We start from the raw sequence: 17,855 nt of genomic DNA, 5'->3' as shown, positions 1-17,855 counted from the left end.
TGAACGTAACCCACACCGTCTGGGGTGTGGCAGATGGGCGTATTCTTCGCCCTTATCAACAGGAATTAAAATGAGCGAAAGCTTTGCGGAACTCTTTGAAGAAAGCCTAAAAACCCTGAACCTTCAGGCTGGCTCCATCATCACCGGTGTTATCGTTGATATCGATTACCAAGCTCGCTGGGTAACCGTTCACGCTGGTCTGAAGTCTGAAGCACTCATCCCGCTTGAGCAGTTCTACAACGACGCTGGCGATCTGACTATCAATGTCGGTGACGAAGTTCACGTTGCGCTGGACTCGGTTGAAGATGGCTTCGGTGAAACCAAGCTCTCCCGTGAAAAAGCCAAGCGCGCTGAATGCTGGATTGTTCTGGAAGCAGCCTTCGCAGCTGAAGAAGTGGTCAAGGGCGTTATCAACGGTAAGGTTAAAGGCGGCTTCACTGTCGACGTTAACGGCATCCGTGCGTTCCTGCCAGGTTCTTTGGTTGACGTTCGTCCAGTGCGCGACACCACGCACCTGGAAGGCAAAGAGCTCGAATTCAAGGTCATCAAGCTTGACCAGAAGCGCAACAACGTTGTCGTTTCCCGTCGCAGCGTCCTGGAAGCAGAGAACTCCGCCGAGCGTGAAGCTCTGCTGGAATCCCTGCAGGAAGGCCAACAAGTCAAAGGTATCGTCAAAAACCTCACCGATTACGGCGCATTCGTCGATCTGGGTGGCGTCGATGGCCTGCTGCACATTACCGACATGGCTTGGAAGCGTATCAAGCATCCATCGGAAATCGTCAATGTTGGCGACGAGATCGATGTCAAGGTTCTGAAGTACGATCGTGAGCGCAACCGTGTCTCCCTGGGCTTGAAGCAGCTGGGCGAAGATCCATGGGTCGCTATCAAGGCTCGTTACCCAGAAAGCACTCGCGTAACCGCGCGTGTTACCAACCTGACCGACTACGGCTGCTTCGCTGAGCTGGAAGAAGGCGTGGAAGGCCTGGTACACGTTTCCGAAATGGACTGGACCAACAAGAACATCCACCCTTCGAAAGTCGTACAAGTCGGCGACGAAGTGGAAGTTATGGTTCTGGATATCGACGAAGAGCGTCGTCGTATCTCCTTGGGCATCAAGCAGTGCAAATCTAACCCATGGGAAGATTTCTCTGGCCAGTTCAACAAGGGCGATAAAATCTCCGGCACCATCAAGTCGATCACCGATTTCGGTATCTTCATTGGTCTGGACGGCGGCATCGACGGCCTGGTTCACCTGTCCGACATCTCCTGGAACGAAGTGGGCGAAGAAGCTGTTCGTCGTTTCAAGAAGGGCGACGAGCTGGACACCGTTATCCTGTCGGTTGACCCAGAGCGCGAGCGCATCTCCCTGGGCATCAAGCAACTGGAAAGCGATCCGTTCTCCGAGTACGTTCAAGAGAACGACAAAGGCGCCATCGTTAAAGGCATCGTGAAAGAAGTTGACGCTAAAGGCGCCATCATCACTCTGGCCGACGATATCGAAGCGACTCTGAAAGCCTCCGAAATCAGCCGTGACCGCGTTGAAGACGCGCGTAACGTTCTGAAAGTTGGCGAAGAAGTAGAAGCCAAGATCATCAGCGTTGACCGCAAGAGCCGCTTGATCTCCCTCTCCATCAAGTCGAAAGACGATGCTGAAGAGAAAGAAGCAATCCAGAGCCTGAAAACGGCCCCGGAAGCTGCTGCACCTGGTGAGACCACCATGGCTGCACTGCTGCGCGAAGCAATGGCTAAGCAGAACTAAGTTCTGTAAAGCTATAGAAAAAGGGCGACTTCGGTCGCCCTTTTTTGTGCCTCGAATTCCGTTCCCGCGGGCTGGCCGTTGGGGGGCGTGTCTTCTGCGGCCTTGTGGCTGCGTTAGTCGATGACTGGTTGCAATAGGCTCTATCTGATGATGCTGGTCGTTGGGTGTCTCCTGTGGCTTCTGAGGAAGTAGGGCGCCAAGCCTCGGACTTACGCTTAAAGCTCTAACTTCTGAAAGATAAGTCAATACTCGGGCTGTTCAAACTGCGCTGGTCATGCTAAAACCTTCGAAGCGCTTTTCCTAGCTGCTTGAAAAAGAAGGGAAAAATATGACGAAGTCGGAGTTGATCGAACGAATTGTCACCCATCAAGGGCTGCTCTCATCCAAGGATGTGGAGCTGGCCATCAAGACTATGCTTGAACAAATGTCTCAGTGCCTCGCTACCGGTGATCGCATCGAAATTCGCGGATTTGGCAGCTTCTCACTGCACTATCGTGCGCCGCGTGTTGGCCGTAACCCGAAGACCGGGCAGTCCGTCAGCCTTGACGGAAAATTCGTGCCCCACTTCAAGCCGGGCAAGGAACTGCGGGATCGGGTGAACGAAGACGAAGAAGACGGCGTCTGAGTGTTTTTGGTGAAGGGAGAAACTTATGCGCGGTGTTAAGCGCGTTGCCTTGGTGCTGATAGTGCTGGTTGTCGCCTTGGTGATCCTGGCGTTTGTATTGGAAAACCAGCAGGACGTTGCCCTGTCGTTCCTGGGGTGGTCTACGCCGCAGATGCCGGTTTCAGTGTTTGTTGCGGTTGCTTTGATTGTTGGCATGGTTGTGGGTCCGATTATCGGGTTTTTAACGATCCGTAAACCCAGGCGGCCGAAGCATGGAATCGAATAACGGGCTTGAGTCCCCTTATTCATGGGGTGATCAGGGTTTTTACCCGCCCAGAAGGCTATTTCGGATAATCCCTTATAGAGATTGGGAAATTCCTTACAGATAAGTCAAGTCTTGTAATGTAGCGCGTAGATGGCAAAATGCATTCTGTTCTCGAGAACAGGCATTTTGTGTGCCCCAAAGCCAGCAGCGACGCAGGTTTTTGTCGGCTAATTACTATAAAAACAAGAAAATCCACAAATCGTCTGCATAACGAGCCCGCAGTTTCTCTTTGAAGGCAGGTTTTTGTTGTGAGTAGTAGCTTCCGCGCTCCCCCGGTACCCCCATCCGATGAAATCGATATCTTCGCGCTTTCTCATGCTATTTGGCGCCAGAAAAAGCTCATCGCCGTTGTCGCGGGCAGTGTAGTGCTTGCGGCGACCGCATACGCTTTCTTGGTAACTCCCGAATATCAAGTCAGCAGTGTGCTGCGACCAGCAGCGATCAATGAGCTCGATGCCCTGAATCGCTCAGAGGTCTACAGGCTTCCTCCCAGCGAAGCCTTGATCAAGGTCGGTGCATCCCTTGAGTCATACGACACACGCTTGGGCTTTTTCAGAGCAAACCAGAAACTATTCAAAGAGTTTGAGCGTCCAGGCCGGACTCTTGAACAGAGTTTTGAGGAGTTCAATAGAAACTCGATCAACCTAGTTTTGCCTGATCCCAAGAAGGCGGACTCTATCAGCGCTAATATCAAGCTCGAAATGAACTACCCCCAAGGAGTAGATGGCGTTGCGATCGTTAATAATTTTATCGAGTACGCGATTGCCTCTGAGCGCGAACAGTTAGCCGCAGACTTGAATGTGATCGTTAAGAACCGTCTAAATGAACTGAAGGGAAAGCTGGATGCAGCTCGCTCAAATTACGACACTGAAAAGGAAGCCAAAATCGCCTCCTTGTCTGAATCTGATAGTCTGCGGCGCGCCCAACTACAAGATGAATTGAAAGCGCTGCGGAGCCAGCTCAAAACTCAGCGTGTAGATCGGATCGCTCAGCTAAACGAAGCGATCAGTATAGCCAAATCATTGGGGATCCGAAAACCGACTACTCCTTCATCGTTAGGAGATAACGAGCGCGGATCCGGTAGCGTCATGCGAACTGAGGTCAATAACCAACAGATACCACTGTACTTTATGGGGGTAGAAGCGCTTGAGGCAGAACGCACGGCTTTGACTCAGCGCAAGACGGATGACTTCACGGAAGGGCGCATCGCCCAGATCGCGAAAGAACTCCAGTTGCTCCAGTCAAATAGAGAGATTGAGATACTGAAAAGACGCGAAAATGAAGACCTCTTTTTGAGTGGGGTGCAGCCATTGCGCGCAGAGGTTTCTCGTCTTCTCAATCTGAGTATCGATATGAGTCGGCTGAAACTAGTGACAATTGACAAGCTGGCGCTGGAGCCGTTGAGTCCTATCAAACCGAAGAAAATGCTGATTTTGGTATCCGGCCTGATTTTCGGGATCATTCTTGGTGCCCTGATTGCTCTATTTCGGCATGTTATTGTCTTGAGGCGCGATGGTTTTGGCGGTACAGATGTCACTTCTACTACCATTCTCATGTCGGATCAGCGTAAACCTATCACCACTAATTAAGAGGTCGCAGATGTTTACGGAGCACCGCAGCAATGACGGTGCTGGAATGGAACTACGGCCCCGGTGCGTGTCTCTAAAGTCCCATGGAGTTTGGGGTAGCCCTTAGTCATCGATTTGTTTTATGTTGGTTTCCAGCAAGGCGGGTCTTAGGGAGGGGCACTTTTTTGACTTCATGTCAGCTGCCGTCCTCTCTTGTGATGGCAAGAGGCGGATAATGAACGTCAGGCGTGGTTCATTACCACTCATCATACCGGGGCAAAGACGTTGCAGAAAGGGAGCGTCCTATTTGCGCAGAGCCCGAAAGTCCTGCATCTATCCCGCTTTAGAGCTCTGTTAAAAGGTGAGAGCTATTGCGGTTCGTGTGTTTTGGGCAGGATACAATTGGTTACATGGTGGGCTTAACGCACTTCATTGGAGTGGCTCTTTGGGAATTTCTGGTGCTTTCGTGGCGTTGGATCGGTAGAAGTGAGATATTTGTCCATATGCCTGCAGAAAATTTAGTTTTTTGTAGGGCTATTTACGAAAAATGGGGGTTAAGGTTTTCGCCCTTGAGTCAAGGCTTTTTGGGTGGTAGCGCTCCAAGTGCTGGACACCTGAATTTGAGCTGCTTGTAAGAGGCGTACGTCGTGACTATTGGCCATAGCCGCGGAAAAAGAATGCCAAGAGTGATGACAGCGGCTGCGTACCTGAAACGTTTGAGCTATGTTTTGGCTAGAATCCATCTCTAGATTACTCAATGCCGGACAGTAGAATTATAGCCATTAGCTAGACCAATGCTAGGTTATAGCCAGAATAGTAAAGGAAGTTTTAAAAATGACGGTCAGTAAACGCAAGGGCATTATTCTAGCCGGTGGCTCAGGTACGCGGCTTCACCCCCTCACGCTGGGGGTCTCTAAGCAAATGCTACCGATTTTCGATAAGCCTATGATCTTCTATCCGCTATCTGTGTTGATGCTGGCGGGAATGCGAGAGATTCTTATTATTTCTACGCCGGAAGACTTGCCTTGCTTCCAGAAGTTACTAGGTGATGGTAGCCAATATGGCATTGAATTGAGCTATGCCGTGCAGCCTAGCCCTGATGGGTTGGCCCAAGCGTTTATTATCGGTGAAGAATTCATTGGCGATGATCTGTGTTGCTTGATTTTGGGTGATAACATTTTCTATGGGCAGCATTTCTCCGATAACTTGAAGTCAGCCATGTCCAAGACGACAGGTGCAACGGTTTTTGGTTATCACGTCTCCGATCCAGAACGCTTCGGTGTTGTTGAGTTTGACGCTGAGGGAAATGCGTTAAGCATCGAAGAGAAGCCGGAAAGACCGAAGTCAAATTATGCTGTTACAGGACTGTATTTTTACGATAATACAGTGATTGGTATTGCAAAAGGTATCAAGCCTTCAAGTCGAGGCGAGTTGGAAATCACGGATGTCAATCGTTGTTACATGGAAAAAAACGCTCTCACTGTTGAAGTGTTAGGGCGTGGCTTTGCTTGGTTGGATACTGGAACCCACGAAAGCCTTCTCGAGGCGAGCCATTTTGTACACACTATCGAGCATCGCCAAGGGCTCAAAGTTGCTTGCTTGGAGGAAATAGGATTTGGTAATGGCTGGATCTCCAAAGAGAAGCTTGCCTCGCAAGCTGAAAAGCTGAAAAAAACCGGATATGGTCAGTACTTGTCGCAACTACTTAATGAGACACCGTCAGCATGAAAGTTACTCAGACAAAAATTCCTGATGTTGTAGTGTTCGAACCGCAGGCGTATGAAGATAGCCGTGGATGGTTTATGGAAAGCTTCAATGAGTTTAGTTTTCATGCTGAACTGAAAAAAATTGGCCTTCCCGTGCCGAGATCATTCGTTCAGGATAATCATTCGTGCTCTAAAAAAGGTGTGCTGCGGGGCCTACATTATCAAATGGGCCCTCATGCTCAGGGAAAGCTAGTCAGGGTGACGAAAGGCGCCGCATACGACGTCGCTGTCGATATTCGACGCAACTCCCCAACCTTCGGGATGTCGGTAGGTATTGAACTGAGTGCAGAGAATAGAAAGTGCTTATGGATTCCTGAAGGCTTTGCTCACGGTTTTGTAGCTTTAGAAGATGATACCCATTTCTTATACAAAACCACAGACGTTTACTGTAAGGAGCTGGAGCGTAGTATCGTTTGGAATGATAGTGATCTCGATATCCAGTGGCCTAGGTGCGATGATTTTTCTGTCAGTGAAAAAGATGCGAGTGCCGTCAGCCTTCGAGATGCTGAATTACCGACGTTCTATCTGCCGGGAACTACCCGGTTGGTCGACCTGAAAATTATTGGTGATGAACGTGGTAGCCTGATTTCCCTTGAGGCGGGCAATATTCTGCCTTTTGATGTCAAACGTGTTTATTACATATTTGGCACGTTGGCGGAAGTAAGTCGTGGTTTCCATGCCCATAAAAATCTATTGCAGTTGGCCGTCTGTGTCTCGGGAAAATGCCGTATGGTGCTGGATAATGGTACCCACACCGAGGATGTTTGGTTGGACTCACCATCCAAAGGCGTATTCATTAATAATCTGATATGGCGTGAGATGCACGACTTTAGTGAAGATTGCGTTCTGGTTGTTTTTGCCAGTGAAAAGTACGCAGAGTCGGATTACATTCGAAACTATGATGATTTTATTCGGATTGTGAAAGCTCAAGCCGAGAGTTGAATTTCTTTGGTTATCAGGTAAGTCGCCAAGTAGCCGGCTCAAATTTCTTCTAGTCAGCGGCGATTTTTCTAATCAGTTTTAATTTGGTGGTGCGATGATTGAATTTCTGAGTTTGAAAGACGTTAATGCTGAGTATGCAGTTCAGTTGAAAGAAGCGTGCGCCCGAGTCATTGACTCGGGTTGGTATGTGCAAGGCGTTGAGCTAGCTACTTTCGAAAAACGCTTTGCTCAGATGTGTGGCGTCAAGCATTGCTTGGGTGTTGCTAATGGTCTTGATGCACTATCGCTGACTTTACGGGCTTGGAAAATACTTGGAAAGTTGCAGGAAGGCGATGAGGTTATCGTTCCTGCCAACACTTACATTGCCAGTATTTTAGCAGTCACCGAAAATGGGTTGACCCCTGTATTGGTCGAGCCCGATGAGAAAACGCTGAACATTTCTCCTGCATTAGTGAGGGCAGCGATAACGCCGCGCACAAAAGTGATTATTCCTGTTCATTTGTATGGTCAACTGGCTGACATGCAAGAGATTCAGGATATCGCGGCCGAGCATAAGTTACTTGTACTCGAAGACGCTGCGCAGGCCCACCTCGCGAGCATAGATGCCACACCGGCGGGAAGTTGGGGAGATGCCGGAGCGTTTAGTTTTTATCCAGGCAAAAACCTGGGAGCATTGGGTGATGCTGGTGCTGTGACGACCAACGATGATGAGTTGGCTGATGTGATCAAAGCATTGCGAAACTATGGCTCTCATAAGAAATACGAGAATATCTACCCAGGTGTAAATAGTCGTCTGGATGAAATTCAGGCGGCGATGTTGAGTGTTAAGTTGAACTACCTTCAGTCTAACACGGGGAGTCGTAGGGTTGTTGCGGATGTGTATATGAAAGGTATAAATAATCCGCTTATAACATTGCCGTTGGATAAAAAAACTTCGGCTCTTACCTTGGAAAGTCATGTTTGGCATTTGTTTGTCATTCGCTGTGAGGCTCGAGACGAGCTACATCAGTATCTCGCGAATGCAGGGGTTCAAACTCTCATTCATTATCCTATTCCCCCCCACAAACAAAAAGCGTACAGCGACTGGAATAGTCTTTCGTTTCCACTGACAGAAAAAATTCACGACCAAATTCTAAGTCTGCCCATCGGCCCGACTATGAGTCTGGCTGATGCGAAGGTAGTGGTTGATGCTTGCAATAGTTTTGTCGGGCGCGGTTGATACTTAAATGACGCTGATAAAGACAAGCTTGCTGAACGGTATTGCAGTACTGGTCAAGATGCTTACTCTTCTTGGCCTGAATAAAGTGCTTGCCGTTTATGTAGGACCCGTTGGGTACGCATCACTGGGACAGTTCCAGAATGCGATCCAGATGATTACTACCTTCGCCAGTGGCGCTATCAATACTGGCGTCACCAAATACACCGCGGAATATCACGATGATGAACTAAAGCAGCAAGCTGTTTGGCGAACGGCAGGGACTATCGTGGTGGTAGGTTCACTGTTTACCAGCGTCATAATTGCTCTATTTAGCGATTCGCTAGCATCATGGGTCTTCGGCAAAGAAGGTCTGGGTGGGGTGTTTGTTTGGTTTGCAGCGACGCTATTGCTGTTTACACTCAACGCTCTTTTACTTGCGATATTGAACGGAAAGAAGGAGCTTCTTCGTTACGTGCTTTCGAATATCGCCGGAAGTGTACTGGCATTCGTGGTAACAACGGGTATGTCGATCTATTATGGGCTGTATGGTGCACTGGTTGCACTGGCAGTCTATCAATCGATTAATTTTTTCGTGACATTGCTAGTTTGCTGGGAAGCGCCCTGGTTCAAAGTAAAGTACTTGTTCGGAGAAGTTGATCGGGGTGTACTTGTCAACTTTACCAAGTTTACGGCCATGGCGTTAACCTCAGCGACATGCGTTCCAATTAGTCATATTTTGGTGCGAAATCATTTGGGGGATACACTTGGTTGGGCTGCCGCCGGTTATTGGGAGGCTATCTGGCGATTGAGTTCCGCCTATTTGATGCTGGTGACCACGACGCTGAGTGTTTATTACCTACCAAAACTGTCAGAGCTGAAGACTTATGAGGGCATCAAGCAGGAAATAATCCAAGGATATAAGATGATTCTGCCCTGCGCTGCAATTTGTGGCCTTGTGATTTATCTATTCCGCGATCTAATTATCAATTTGTTGTTCACCGATGATTTTCTTCCAATGCGGGATCTTTTTGCATGGCAGATGTTCGGTGACACATTGAAAATTGGCAGTTGGATTCTGGCTTATTTGATGTTGGGGAAGGCGATGTTCAAGCTTTTCATCGTCACGGAAGTTTTAGGATCGGTAGGGTTTTATGTGTTTTCGATCTGGCTGTCCGGGATTTACGGGTTGGAAGGGGTCACAATAGCACATGCCCTGACTTACGCACTTTATTGGACTGTCATGATTGTTTTTATTACCAGGGAGCTCAAAGGGATGAAGCTTTCGACGTCAGAGTGATTGACGGTGTTGGCTGTCGGTGAGTTTTTATTTGTCGGATGTTTTTAGTAACAGGTGAGGAGCGAATTTTTGACTGCGTATAGCCCAAAAGTTTCTGTAATGATAATTACATATAATCAAGAAAATTTGATTGCAGAAACAATACAGAGCGTGCTGGATCAGGACTATCCAAATCTTGAGATTGTGGTAGCAGATGATGCTTCCACGGATGGAACCGCAAAAGTTATTCTCGAGTTTCAGTGTAAATATCCTGAAATAGTTAAGCCAGTACTGAATAAAAAAAATTTGGGAATTACTGGTAACTCCAATGCGGCTTTTTTTGCATGCACTGGAGAGCTAATTGCTTTGCTGGGGGGAGATGATCTATTCCTACCGGGAAAACTCTCGTCACAAGTCGAGGTTTTTAATGATCCCGCAGTAGTGTTGTCTTACCATCCTGTTGAGATATTTAATCATCATACTAATGAAACGATATTTATCACTAACTCGACAAAGAAAGAAGAAATTAAAGATGTCTATGAGTTGATCTCGAAGGGTGGTATCCCGGGCGCTTCATCTGTCATGGTTCGAAAAAGCAATTGCCCTGCACACGGCTTCCATCCTGCGTTTCCTGTTGTATCCGATTGGATTTTTTGTATTGAGGTGGCTGCGACGGGCCAGGTAAGGGAGTTGGCGGGCGTCTACGGCAAATACAGAAAGCACGGCTTAGGTGCGAGTGATCGGACGTTAGAGCTATTGGATGAGTCTCTCCGAACATTGGAAATCATTTCCAAACAGTATCCAGAGGATGTTCGGATGCAAGCAGCATGTGCTCGGGGTGGTCAGCGTTATATTGCAGGCGAGCTTTTTCGCCAGGTAATAAAGGGTGACGTAGCTAATGTTGCGCGCCTCGAAAATTATATGCTTACCTATACTAAATCGAGTCGATATTTATTTGTAAAGCTTGTATTTGTCTTCCTCAAAAACAAGATATTCTTGACGGTCGCGTCGGTACCGCTGGCACATTTTAAAAATTTTATCAAAAAGCGTGCGTAGTATGATGATAATTTAATGTGGCTCACATAGGTCGGGTGGGATATGTTTAAGGTTTTAGAGTTTAGGAATATGTATCTGCTGCCAGTACTGGCAATGGCGATATTTTATATCCTTCCATCACTATTGGGTGTTTTCTTTGGTGAGCGTGATCAAGCACCGGTTTTACTATTCCTCTCGGTGTTGAGTATTCTGTCTTACTTATTGTTTTATATATTGTTTTCAGGTTATTGGTTTTCGCGATTACTTAATACGGTTCCGAAACTTCCTATGAGTTGGAGGGTGTTTAATCTAACTATCCTTGGGATTTATTTTGCTGTCATTCTTTACGCCTCATTAACTGCGCCAGGAATAGCCTTGTTTGCAGCGTTCAAGGGGGTGGGGCTCGCGGAGTTATCTGGTCTGCGTGAGGAGTTTCTGAGGACGCGCGAAGGTTCTGAGCGAATACTGACATATATTTACGCAATAGGTGTTACATCGTTAGTTCCGCTTGTGATTACTCAAATGTTCGTGGATAAAGCACGACGTCGTTTTTGGGTCTTGTTCGCTTTTATTTTTACTTTATTGCTGACGCTGGAGAAGGGCCGGGCATTGGTGGCGATGATCCCGTTGATTATTTTGTTTGTAAACGTAGGGAAGAAGAATAAGGCTTATTTGTCAGTTTTTTATTTGGTAATTGTAATCGCGACTGTTTCGGTGTTGGCGCGCGGGGCCTTAACTTCCGCTGATGCAGCGCCCGCTGAAGAGAGCCCAATGGCTTCGGTGCCGGTTGAATACAATCTATTTCCTGAAGAGACATCCCAGTTCTACTATTTGATCAATCGGGTTATGTATATCCCCTATCTTACAGCTATCGATTGGCTTCGTTATAAGGATGAGGTTCTCTCAGGCGAAAGTGTCTCGGGTCGATCCATCGGCCTTATTGCTTTTTTAATGGGCGAGCCTAAGATTAATCTTGAGCAGGAAGTGTTTGCTTTCGAATGGGGACAGAATGAAACAGGGACGGGGTCGGCGAATACAGTATTTTATGTCGATGCATTTCTGAATTTTGGTTACTTTGGCGTTATTCTTTATTCGGCAATCTTGGCGCTGTTTGTGAGAATTTGCATACGATCTGGAAATACTGCTTTGTGTGCATGCTTGGGTATCTCCATTTGCACTCTGACTCTGAATGCGCTTCCAGCGGTTCTATTTAGTGGTGGGTTGGCATTTTTGGTTTTTATTGCCCTTTTCTTTAAAGGGAAAAGGCCCGCCTATTTGGCGTAGGGAAAATTAGGAGATGAGTATGTCTAAAATTGTTTTGGTTACCGGCGGTGCTGGGTTCATAGGGTCGCATTTGATACCAAAGCTACAGGCTCATGGGTATCGAATCAGAGTTCTGGATCCGCTTACTGTTCAAGTGCATGGTGTCCTTCCTCAAGACCTCGATTGGTTGGCTGGCGAGGGTATTGAATTTATCCGCGGTAGCGTGACGAGCAAGGAGGACTGGACCCGTAGTCTGGAGGGTGTGCATGCGGTTGTCCATCTGGCGGCCGAAACTGGTACTGGTCAGTCGATGTATGAAATTGCCAAGTACAATGAGGTCAACTCTCAGGGGACGGCATTGATGTTTGAAGTCCTCAGCAGGATGACGACGCATCAGGTCAAGCGTATCGTCTTATCTTCGAGCCGTTCGGTGTATGGAGAGGGCGCTTATGTAAATCCTGAAAGTGGTATGCGTGTTTGCCCTTCTGCACGAACGGCTGATGCGCTGAACTTGCAACAATGGGAGCCAGTTTGCCCACTTTCGGGGGCTCAGTTGCAATTAGTCCCAACGAAAGAAACTGATCAGATTGCACCGTCTTCTTTCTATGCAGCAACTAAGTATGCGCAGGAAGATCTTGTTCGTATCGGCTGCCAGTCGATGGGCATCGGCTATACAATTTTTCGCTTGCAGAACGTCTACGGCGAGCGCCAGTCTTTGAACAACCCTTACACCGGGATCCTGTCGATCTTCTCAACAAAGATTCGCCGGGACAGCGTCCTGCCATTATTCGAGGACGGGCTTGAAAGTCGCGATTTTGTCCACGTGGATGATGTGACAGACGCGTTGCTCGCCGGCCTGACGGTCACGGAGTCTCCGAATGCCATTATCAACGTGGGTAGTGGAGTGGCGACTTCAGTCAAGGAGGTCGCTGAGGAACTGACTAAAGCTTTTGGTAAAGAGCCTAATGTAACAGTGACGGGGCAATTCCGTATTGGTGATATTCGTCATAACTACGCAGATATTGAGCGACTGATATCTCTGCTAGGTGTTGTCCCTAAAGTTAGTTTGAAAGAGGGACTGAAGCGTTTTGCCGCCTGGGTATTGTCGCAACCTCTGCCGGAAGACCAGCTTGAGAAAGCTAATCAAGAGCTTCGTGCTCGTAAATTGATGAACTAAGGCGATATTTCAATGGAACAGAACGGGATGAGTATCTGCTCGTTATTACGTGCCGATATCCAACGGCAAAGAGAATTATTTGGCGCTCCGCCTCTCAAGTCCAGAGTAAAACTGCTGTTGAGTATGTTTTCTCCAAGATTTGCCCCCGTTCTGCTCTATAGACTGGCCTACAAGTGCCAGATGAATGGGTTGAGGCCGTTTGCAAAGTTGTTTTCATTACTTAATTTTTTAGTATTCGGTATTGAAATAGCAACGGTTTGCAAGATTGGACCTGGACTGTTTTTTCCCCACACCCAAGGCACCGTTATTGGTGCTGTGAGTATTGGAAAAAATGCTGTTATTTACCAAGGTGTAACCCTTGGAGCGAGGGATTTAGACTTTACTTATACGGCGGATCATCGCCCTGTAATTGGGGATAATGTATTGGTGGGGGCAGGTGCTAAGGTCTTGGGCGGGTTGTTCATTGGTAACAATGTTACCGTGGGTGCTAACGCTGTTTTGTTAACGTCTGCTGCGGACAACGTGACGGTGGCCGGTATCCCTGCGAAAGTTGTAAAAGTGACGGAAAAATAGCATGAGTTTTTCACTGGGCAATAAAAAAATCCTGTATGTGGCTCCTCGGTTTTTTGGTTATGAGAACGAGATCCGCGACGAACTGACCCGACGCGGGGCTGACGTTACCTTCCTGCTTGACCGTCCCTTTGAGTCCGCACTCCTGAAAGCGGTAACTCGCGTTCGCCGGAGTTGGGTCATGGGAGCAGCAGATCGATATTATGCAGAGGAAATGAAGTCGTTGGCGGACCGTGACTTCGATTATGTTTTTGTAGTAAATGGACAAACGTTGTCGACAGAAACTCTCGCACAATGGCGTTCGTTTTATCCTCGTGCGAAGTTTATTCTTTATATGTGGGATTCGTTCCGTAATCGTCGCTTGATTTTTAATAATATACCTTATTTTGACCATGTTTTTTCGTTTGATCGAGATGACGCTGAGAAGTACTCTTTGAATTTTAGGCCTCTATTTTTCTCAGCAGGATTCGAATCAGTTGTGCCCCATGAAAAACGCTACGATATTAGCTTTATCGGCACAGCACACTCCGATCGTTTTTCAATTGTTAGACAGATTGACAATGGTTTGGACGTTACAGCAAAAAGGTTTTGGTACTTATATTTGCAAGCACCTTGGGTGTTCTGGTTGTATCGAGTAATCAACTCGGGATTCCGGAGTGCACGTCGTTCCGACTTTAAGTTTGAGTCAATTTCCAAAGCTGATGTTCAGTCCGTCTTCAATGCATCTGATGCGATATTGGATATTGAACACCCGCAGCAGACAGGGTTGACTATGCGGACCCTAGAAACATTAGGGGCTAGAAAGAAGTTGGTCACGACTAATAAAAACGTGAAAAGCTATGACTTCTATTTTGAAGGCAATATATGTGTTGTCGACCGAAAACAGCCTAGGATACCTCAAGACTTCTTCAGTATTCCTTATGTCGATGTCCCACCTCAGGTATATAATCGCTACCGATTGGCAGGTTGGGTCGATGAGATATTTGGGTCTGCCGATGCAGACGAATAGCGGTCCATCTTCCAGTAAGTCTTGGGAGTGCAGCAGTAGGGCATTGGATCGTTTTTTTTCATTTTCGGCTACATTATCGAAGGTGACTCATAAACCCTTGCTCGGGGAGCGTTTAGTGGCCCCAGGCGGTAAGGCCGGTCAGAGTTGTTTTTTTGTTCCGGGCGTATTAGGGCGAACGTAATGGAGTTTTATATGTTGTGGTGGTTTCTGCCTGTTCTGGCCGTGGTCTCCCTGGGGCTGACTTGGATGCTTCGCCGTTACGCGCTGGCCAGCAGTTTGATTGATGTGCCGAATGCACGTAGTTCCCATACCGCTCCGACTCCGCGGGGGGGGGGAGTTGCGATCGTTCTGAGCTTTCTGGCCGCACTTCCTGTTTTGGGGCTTATGGACAGAATGCCGTGGGAGGGAGTGTGGGCACTTCTTGGGGCGGGTGCACTGGTAGCCGTTTTGGGGTTCCTGGATGATCACGGTCACATCGCCGCTCGTTGGAGGCTGCTCGGGCATTTCACTGCTGCATTTTGGGTTTTGTTCTGGTTGGGTGGTTTGGCGCCTGTTTCTATCTTCGGATTCATTCTCGAGCTAGGCCCACTGGGTTATGCGCTGGCAGCCTTATATCTGGTGTGGATGCTCAATCTTTATAATTTTATGGATGGCATTGATGGCATTGCAAGCGTCGAGGCTGTTTGTGTGTGTTTGAGCATTGCGCTGCTCTACAGTATTGGCGGGGCTTTTGATTTACTGTGGGGGCCGATGTTGCTTGCGTTCTCTGTTCTGGGTTTTCTTTACTGGAATTTCCCACCAGCGAAGATTTTCATGGGAGACGCGGGAAGCGGATTTCTAGGCATTACCCTCGCTGCACTTTCTTTGCAGGGAGGCTGGAGCTCTTCCGTATACTTCTGGGCTTGGTTGATTTTGCTGGGCGTTTTTATTGTCGACGCTACCGTCACGCTTGTGCGCCGGCTCATTCGGGGGGAGAAAGTTTATGAGGCGCACCGTAGCCACGGTTACCAATTTGCATCTCGTCGATATGGCAGGCACCTGCCGGTAACATTGGTGACCGGACTGATCAACGTCGTTTGGCTGTTGCCTATAGCCTACCTGGTTGTAAAGACCGGTTTAGATGGTTTGACTGGGGTGTTGATTGCTTATGTACCTTTGGTGCTCTTGGCCTTAAAGTTCAGGGCTGGAGAGGCTGAGGTGCGTTAAGCAGTTTGTCCTTGGGTTTGTAGCAATATGAGCCTTCAGGTTGAAGTGTTGACGGTGTACACGAAAAATGGGACTAGGTGCTCAAGATGTATATGGATAGGTTACGAGCTTTTTTGGTTGAGCTTCCAAGGCGGCAGAAACGATTGATACAGGTTTCGGCTGATGTCGTTCTGGTCTGGCTGGCGCTTTGGCTTTCGTTTGTAGTGCGCCTTGGCATTGACGAAATGGTCAACCCGCTGCAGCTTCACCTTTGGCTCTTCCTGGCCGCGCCCGTGGTTGCCATTCCTTTGTTTATCCGCTTCGGCATGTACCGTGCCGTGATGCGATACTTTGGCAATGATGCGCTGATAGCCATCATTAAGGCTGTCAGTCTTTCATCGTTGATACTGGGTGTCGTCGTCTACTGGTACAGCAATCATCAAAATATTGTTCCACGGTCCATTGTGTTCAATTACTGGTGGCTCAGCCTGATCATGATCGGTGGCCTACGCTTGGCCATGCGTCAGTACTTTCTGGGTGACTGGTTCTCGGCCACTCAGCACGTCCCCTTTACCAGTCGTGACGATGGATTGTCCCGGGTTGCTATTTATGGTGCAGGTGCTGCTGGCAACCAATTGGTAGCCGCATTGCGAATGGGACGGGTGATGCGGCCCGTCGCTTTTATCGATGATGACCTGAGTATCTCTGATCGTGTGATTTCGGGTCTTCAGGTCTATAAGCCCAAACATATTCAACGCATGATAGATGCGACGGGAGCTCAGGAAATCCTCCTGGCGATCCCATCATCCAATCGCGGTCGTCGTCGTGAAATACTCGGCTTTCTCGAAGGTTTTCCGTTGCACGTGCGTAGCGTCCCGGGATTCATGGATCTTGCCAGCGGCCGAGTCAAGGTCGATGATATTCAGGAAGTAGACATTGCCGATCTTCTAGGTCGTGATGCCGTTCCGGCGCAAGGAGATTTGCTCGAACATTGCATCAAGGACCAGACTGTCCTGGTGACAGGTGCGGGCGGTTCTATCGGCTCCGAACTTTGTCGACAGATCCTGGCTCTTCGTCCCAAAGCACTGCTGTTGTTTGAGCACAGCGAGTTCAATCTTTACAGCATTTTGTCTGAGCTGGAACAACGCATTGGTCGTGAGTCGTTGCCTGTTCGCTTGCTCCCGATACTGGGTTCGGTGCGCAATCAGGACAAGTTACTGGATGTCATGAAGATGTGGCATGTGGATACGGTCTACCATGCTGCTGCTTATAAACATGTCCCTATGGTTGAGCACAATATCGCTGAAGGTGTATTGAACAACGTGATCGGTACGTTGAATACTGCCCAAGCTGCGCTGCAGGCCGGGGTCGATAACTTCGTATTGATCTCCACAGACAAGGCAGTACGTCCAACTAATGTAATGGGTAGCACCAAACGGTTGGCCGAATTAACCTTACAAGCCCTGAGTCGAGAATTGGCCCCCGTGTTGTTTGGCGATAAGTCAAATGTCTCGCGGGTCAACAAGACTCGTTTTACTATGGTGCGCTTTGGCAATGTTCTCGGTTCTTCGGGTTCGGTAATTCCGCTTTTTCACAAGCAGATCAAGTCTGGGGGGCCCTTGACAGTGACCCATCCGAAGATTACGCGTTACTTTATGACCATTCCGGAGGCCGCGCAGTTGGTCATCCAGGCCGGCTCTATGGGGTTGGGCGGAGATGTGTTTGTTTTGGATATGGGCGAGCCGGTAAAGATTGTGGAGTTGGCCGAGAAGATGATCCATCTTTCCGGGCTGAGCGTACGTACTGACAAGAACCCGCATGGCGATATTGCCATCGAATTCAGTGGCCTTCGTCCTGGTGAAAAGCTTTACGAGGAATTACTGATTGGTGACAACGTTGTGGCGACCCAGCACCCGATGATCATGAGCGCCAACGAGGATCATTTGCCCTGGGAGGTGCTAAAGGCTAAGTTGAATGAGTTACTGCTCGCTGTCGACCAGGACGACTACGTGCGGGTTCGGCAATTGTTACGTGAGACGGTCAGTGGTTATACACCCGATGATGAAATCGTTGACTGGATTTATCAACAGCGCCGTTCAGAACCCTGAATTCATATGTTGTAATATGTTCATCTTTGACATATCTATTACATCGTCTAAGTTTGTAAAGCAGCTTTGG

The 17,855-nt window shown here is 48.3% G+C and carries 15 protein-coding genes and 1 pseudogene; all 16 read left to right on the top strand.

Annotated features, from left to right (window positions below):
* Positions 1-70: 70 nt before the first annotated feature.
* Entirely contained in the window at positions 71-1,759 is a 1,689-nt protein-coding gene (gene rpsA, locus J7E41_RS22640) for a 30S ribosomal protein S1 (RefSeq protein WP_169353706.1), read from the top strand.
* 328 nt (positions 1,760-2,087) lie between these two features.
* Positions 2,088-2,384, top strand: a complete 297-nt coding sequence (ihfB, locus tag J7E41_RS22635) for an integration host factor subunit beta (protein ID WP_032888918.1) — start codon at positions 2,088-2,090, stop codon at positions 2,382-2,384.
* A gap of 25 nt (positions 2,385-2,409) precedes the next feature.
* Positions 2,410-2,649 (top strand): lipopolysaccharide assembly protein LapA domain-containing protein, encoded by a 240-nt coding sequence (locus J7E41_RS22630; protein ID WP_214996388.1) that lies wholly within the window; start codon positions 2,410-2,412, stop codon positions 2,647-2,649.
* Between the two features lie 287 nt (positions 2,650-2,936).
* Complete coding sequence (locus J7E41_RS22625; protein WP_214996386.1) at positions 2,937-4,277, top strand: Wzz/FepE/Etk N-terminal domain-containing protein; 1,341 nt, start codon at positions 2,937-2,939, stop codon at positions 4,275-4,277.
* An 813-nt stretch (positions 4,278-5,090) separates the two neighbouring features.
* Positions 5,091-5,984 (top strand): glucose-1-phosphate thymidylyltransferase RfbA, encoded by an 894-nt coding sequence (gene rfbA, locus J7E41_RS22620; RefSeq protein ID WP_214996384.1) that lies wholly within the window; start codon positions 5,091-5,093, stop codon positions 5,982-5,984.
* Positions 5,981-6,532: pseudogene (rfbC, locus tag J7E41_RS28165) on the top strand (dTDP-4-dehydrorhamnose 3,5-epimerase); the annotation flags it as partial. The gene rfbA and the pseudogene rfbC, both read left to right, overlap by 4 nt.
* Before the next feature lie 33 nt (positions 6,533-6,565).
* Entirely contained in the window at positions 6,566-6,964 is a 399-nt protein-coding gene (locus J7E41_RS28160) for a sugar 3,4-ketoisomerase (RefSeq protein ID WP_246211937.1), read from the top strand.
* Between the two features lie 94 nt (positions 6,965-7,058).
* Positions 7,059-8,183, top strand: a complete 1,125-nt coding sequence (locus tag J7E41_RS22610; RefSeq protein ID WP_155584299.1) for a DegT/DnrJ/EryC1/StrS family aminotransferase — start codon at positions 7,059-7,061, stop codon at positions 8,181-8,183.
* Positions 8,184-8,190: 7 nt separating this feature from the next.
* Complete coding sequence (locus tag J7E41_RS22605; protein WP_214996380.1) at positions 8,191-9,459, top strand: O-antigen translocase; 1,269 nt, start codon at positions 8,191-8,193, stop codon at positions 9,457-9,459.
* Positions 9,460-9,528: 69 nt separating this feature from the next.
* Positions 9,529-10,494, top strand: coding sequence for a glycosyltransferase family 2 protein (locus J7E41_RS22600; protein ID WP_214996378.1), 966 nt, complete (start codon positions 9,529-9,531; stop codon positions 10,492-10,494).
* Positions 10,495-10,563: 69 nt separating this feature from the next.
* Positions 10,564-11,757 (top strand): hypothetical protein, encoded by a 1,194-nt coding sequence (locus J7E41_RS22595; protein WP_214996376.1) that lies wholly within the window; start codon positions 10,564-10,566, stop codon positions 11,755-11,757.
* A 19-nt stretch (positions 11,758-11,776) separates the two neighbouring features.
* Positions 11,777-12,913, top strand: coding sequence for an NAD-dependent epimerase/dehydratase family protein (locus tag J7E41_RS22590; protein WP_251029629.1), 1,137 nt, complete (start codon positions 11,777-11,779; stop codon positions 12,911-12,913).
* Between the two features lie 12 nt (positions 12,914-12,925).
* Entirely contained in the window at positions 12,926-13,486 is a 561-nt protein-coding gene (locus tag J7E41_RS22585; RefSeq protein ID WP_214996372.1) for a serine O-acetyltransferase, read from the top strand.
* A gap of 1 nt (position 13,487) precedes the next feature.
* Positions 13,488-14,492: a DUF3880 domain-containing protein gene (locus J7E41_RS22580; RefSeq protein ID WP_214996370.1), complete on the top strand. Its 1,005-nt coding sequence runs from the start codon at positions 13,488-13,490 to the stop codon at positions 14,490-14,492.
* A 192-nt stretch (positions 14,493-14,684) separates the two neighbouring features.
* A complete protein-coding gene (locus J7E41_RS22575) occupies positions 14,685-15,698 on the top strand; it encodes an MraY family glycosyltransferase (RefSeq protein WP_214996368.1) in 1,014 nt (337 codons plus the stop codon).
* Positions 15,699-15,790: 92 nt separating this feature from the next.
* Complete coding sequence (locus J7E41_RS22570) at positions 15,791-17,785, top strand: polysaccharide biosynthesis protein (protein WP_155584404.1); 1,995 nt, start codon at positions 15,791-15,793, stop codon at positions 17,783-17,785.
* Positions 17,786-17,855: the final 70 nt, after the last annotated feature.

Origin of the sequence: Pseudomonas fluorescens (genome assembly GCF_018614655.1) — a bacterium.
GTDB classification, from domain to species: domain Bacteria; phylum Pseudomonadota; class Gammaproteobacteria; order Pseudomonadales; family Pseudomonadaceae; genus Aquipseudomonas; species Aquipseudomonas fluorescens_BX.
The sequence above is the reverse complement of the archived record's forward strand: the minus strand, read 5'-3'. Positions and strand labels throughout refer to the sequence as shown.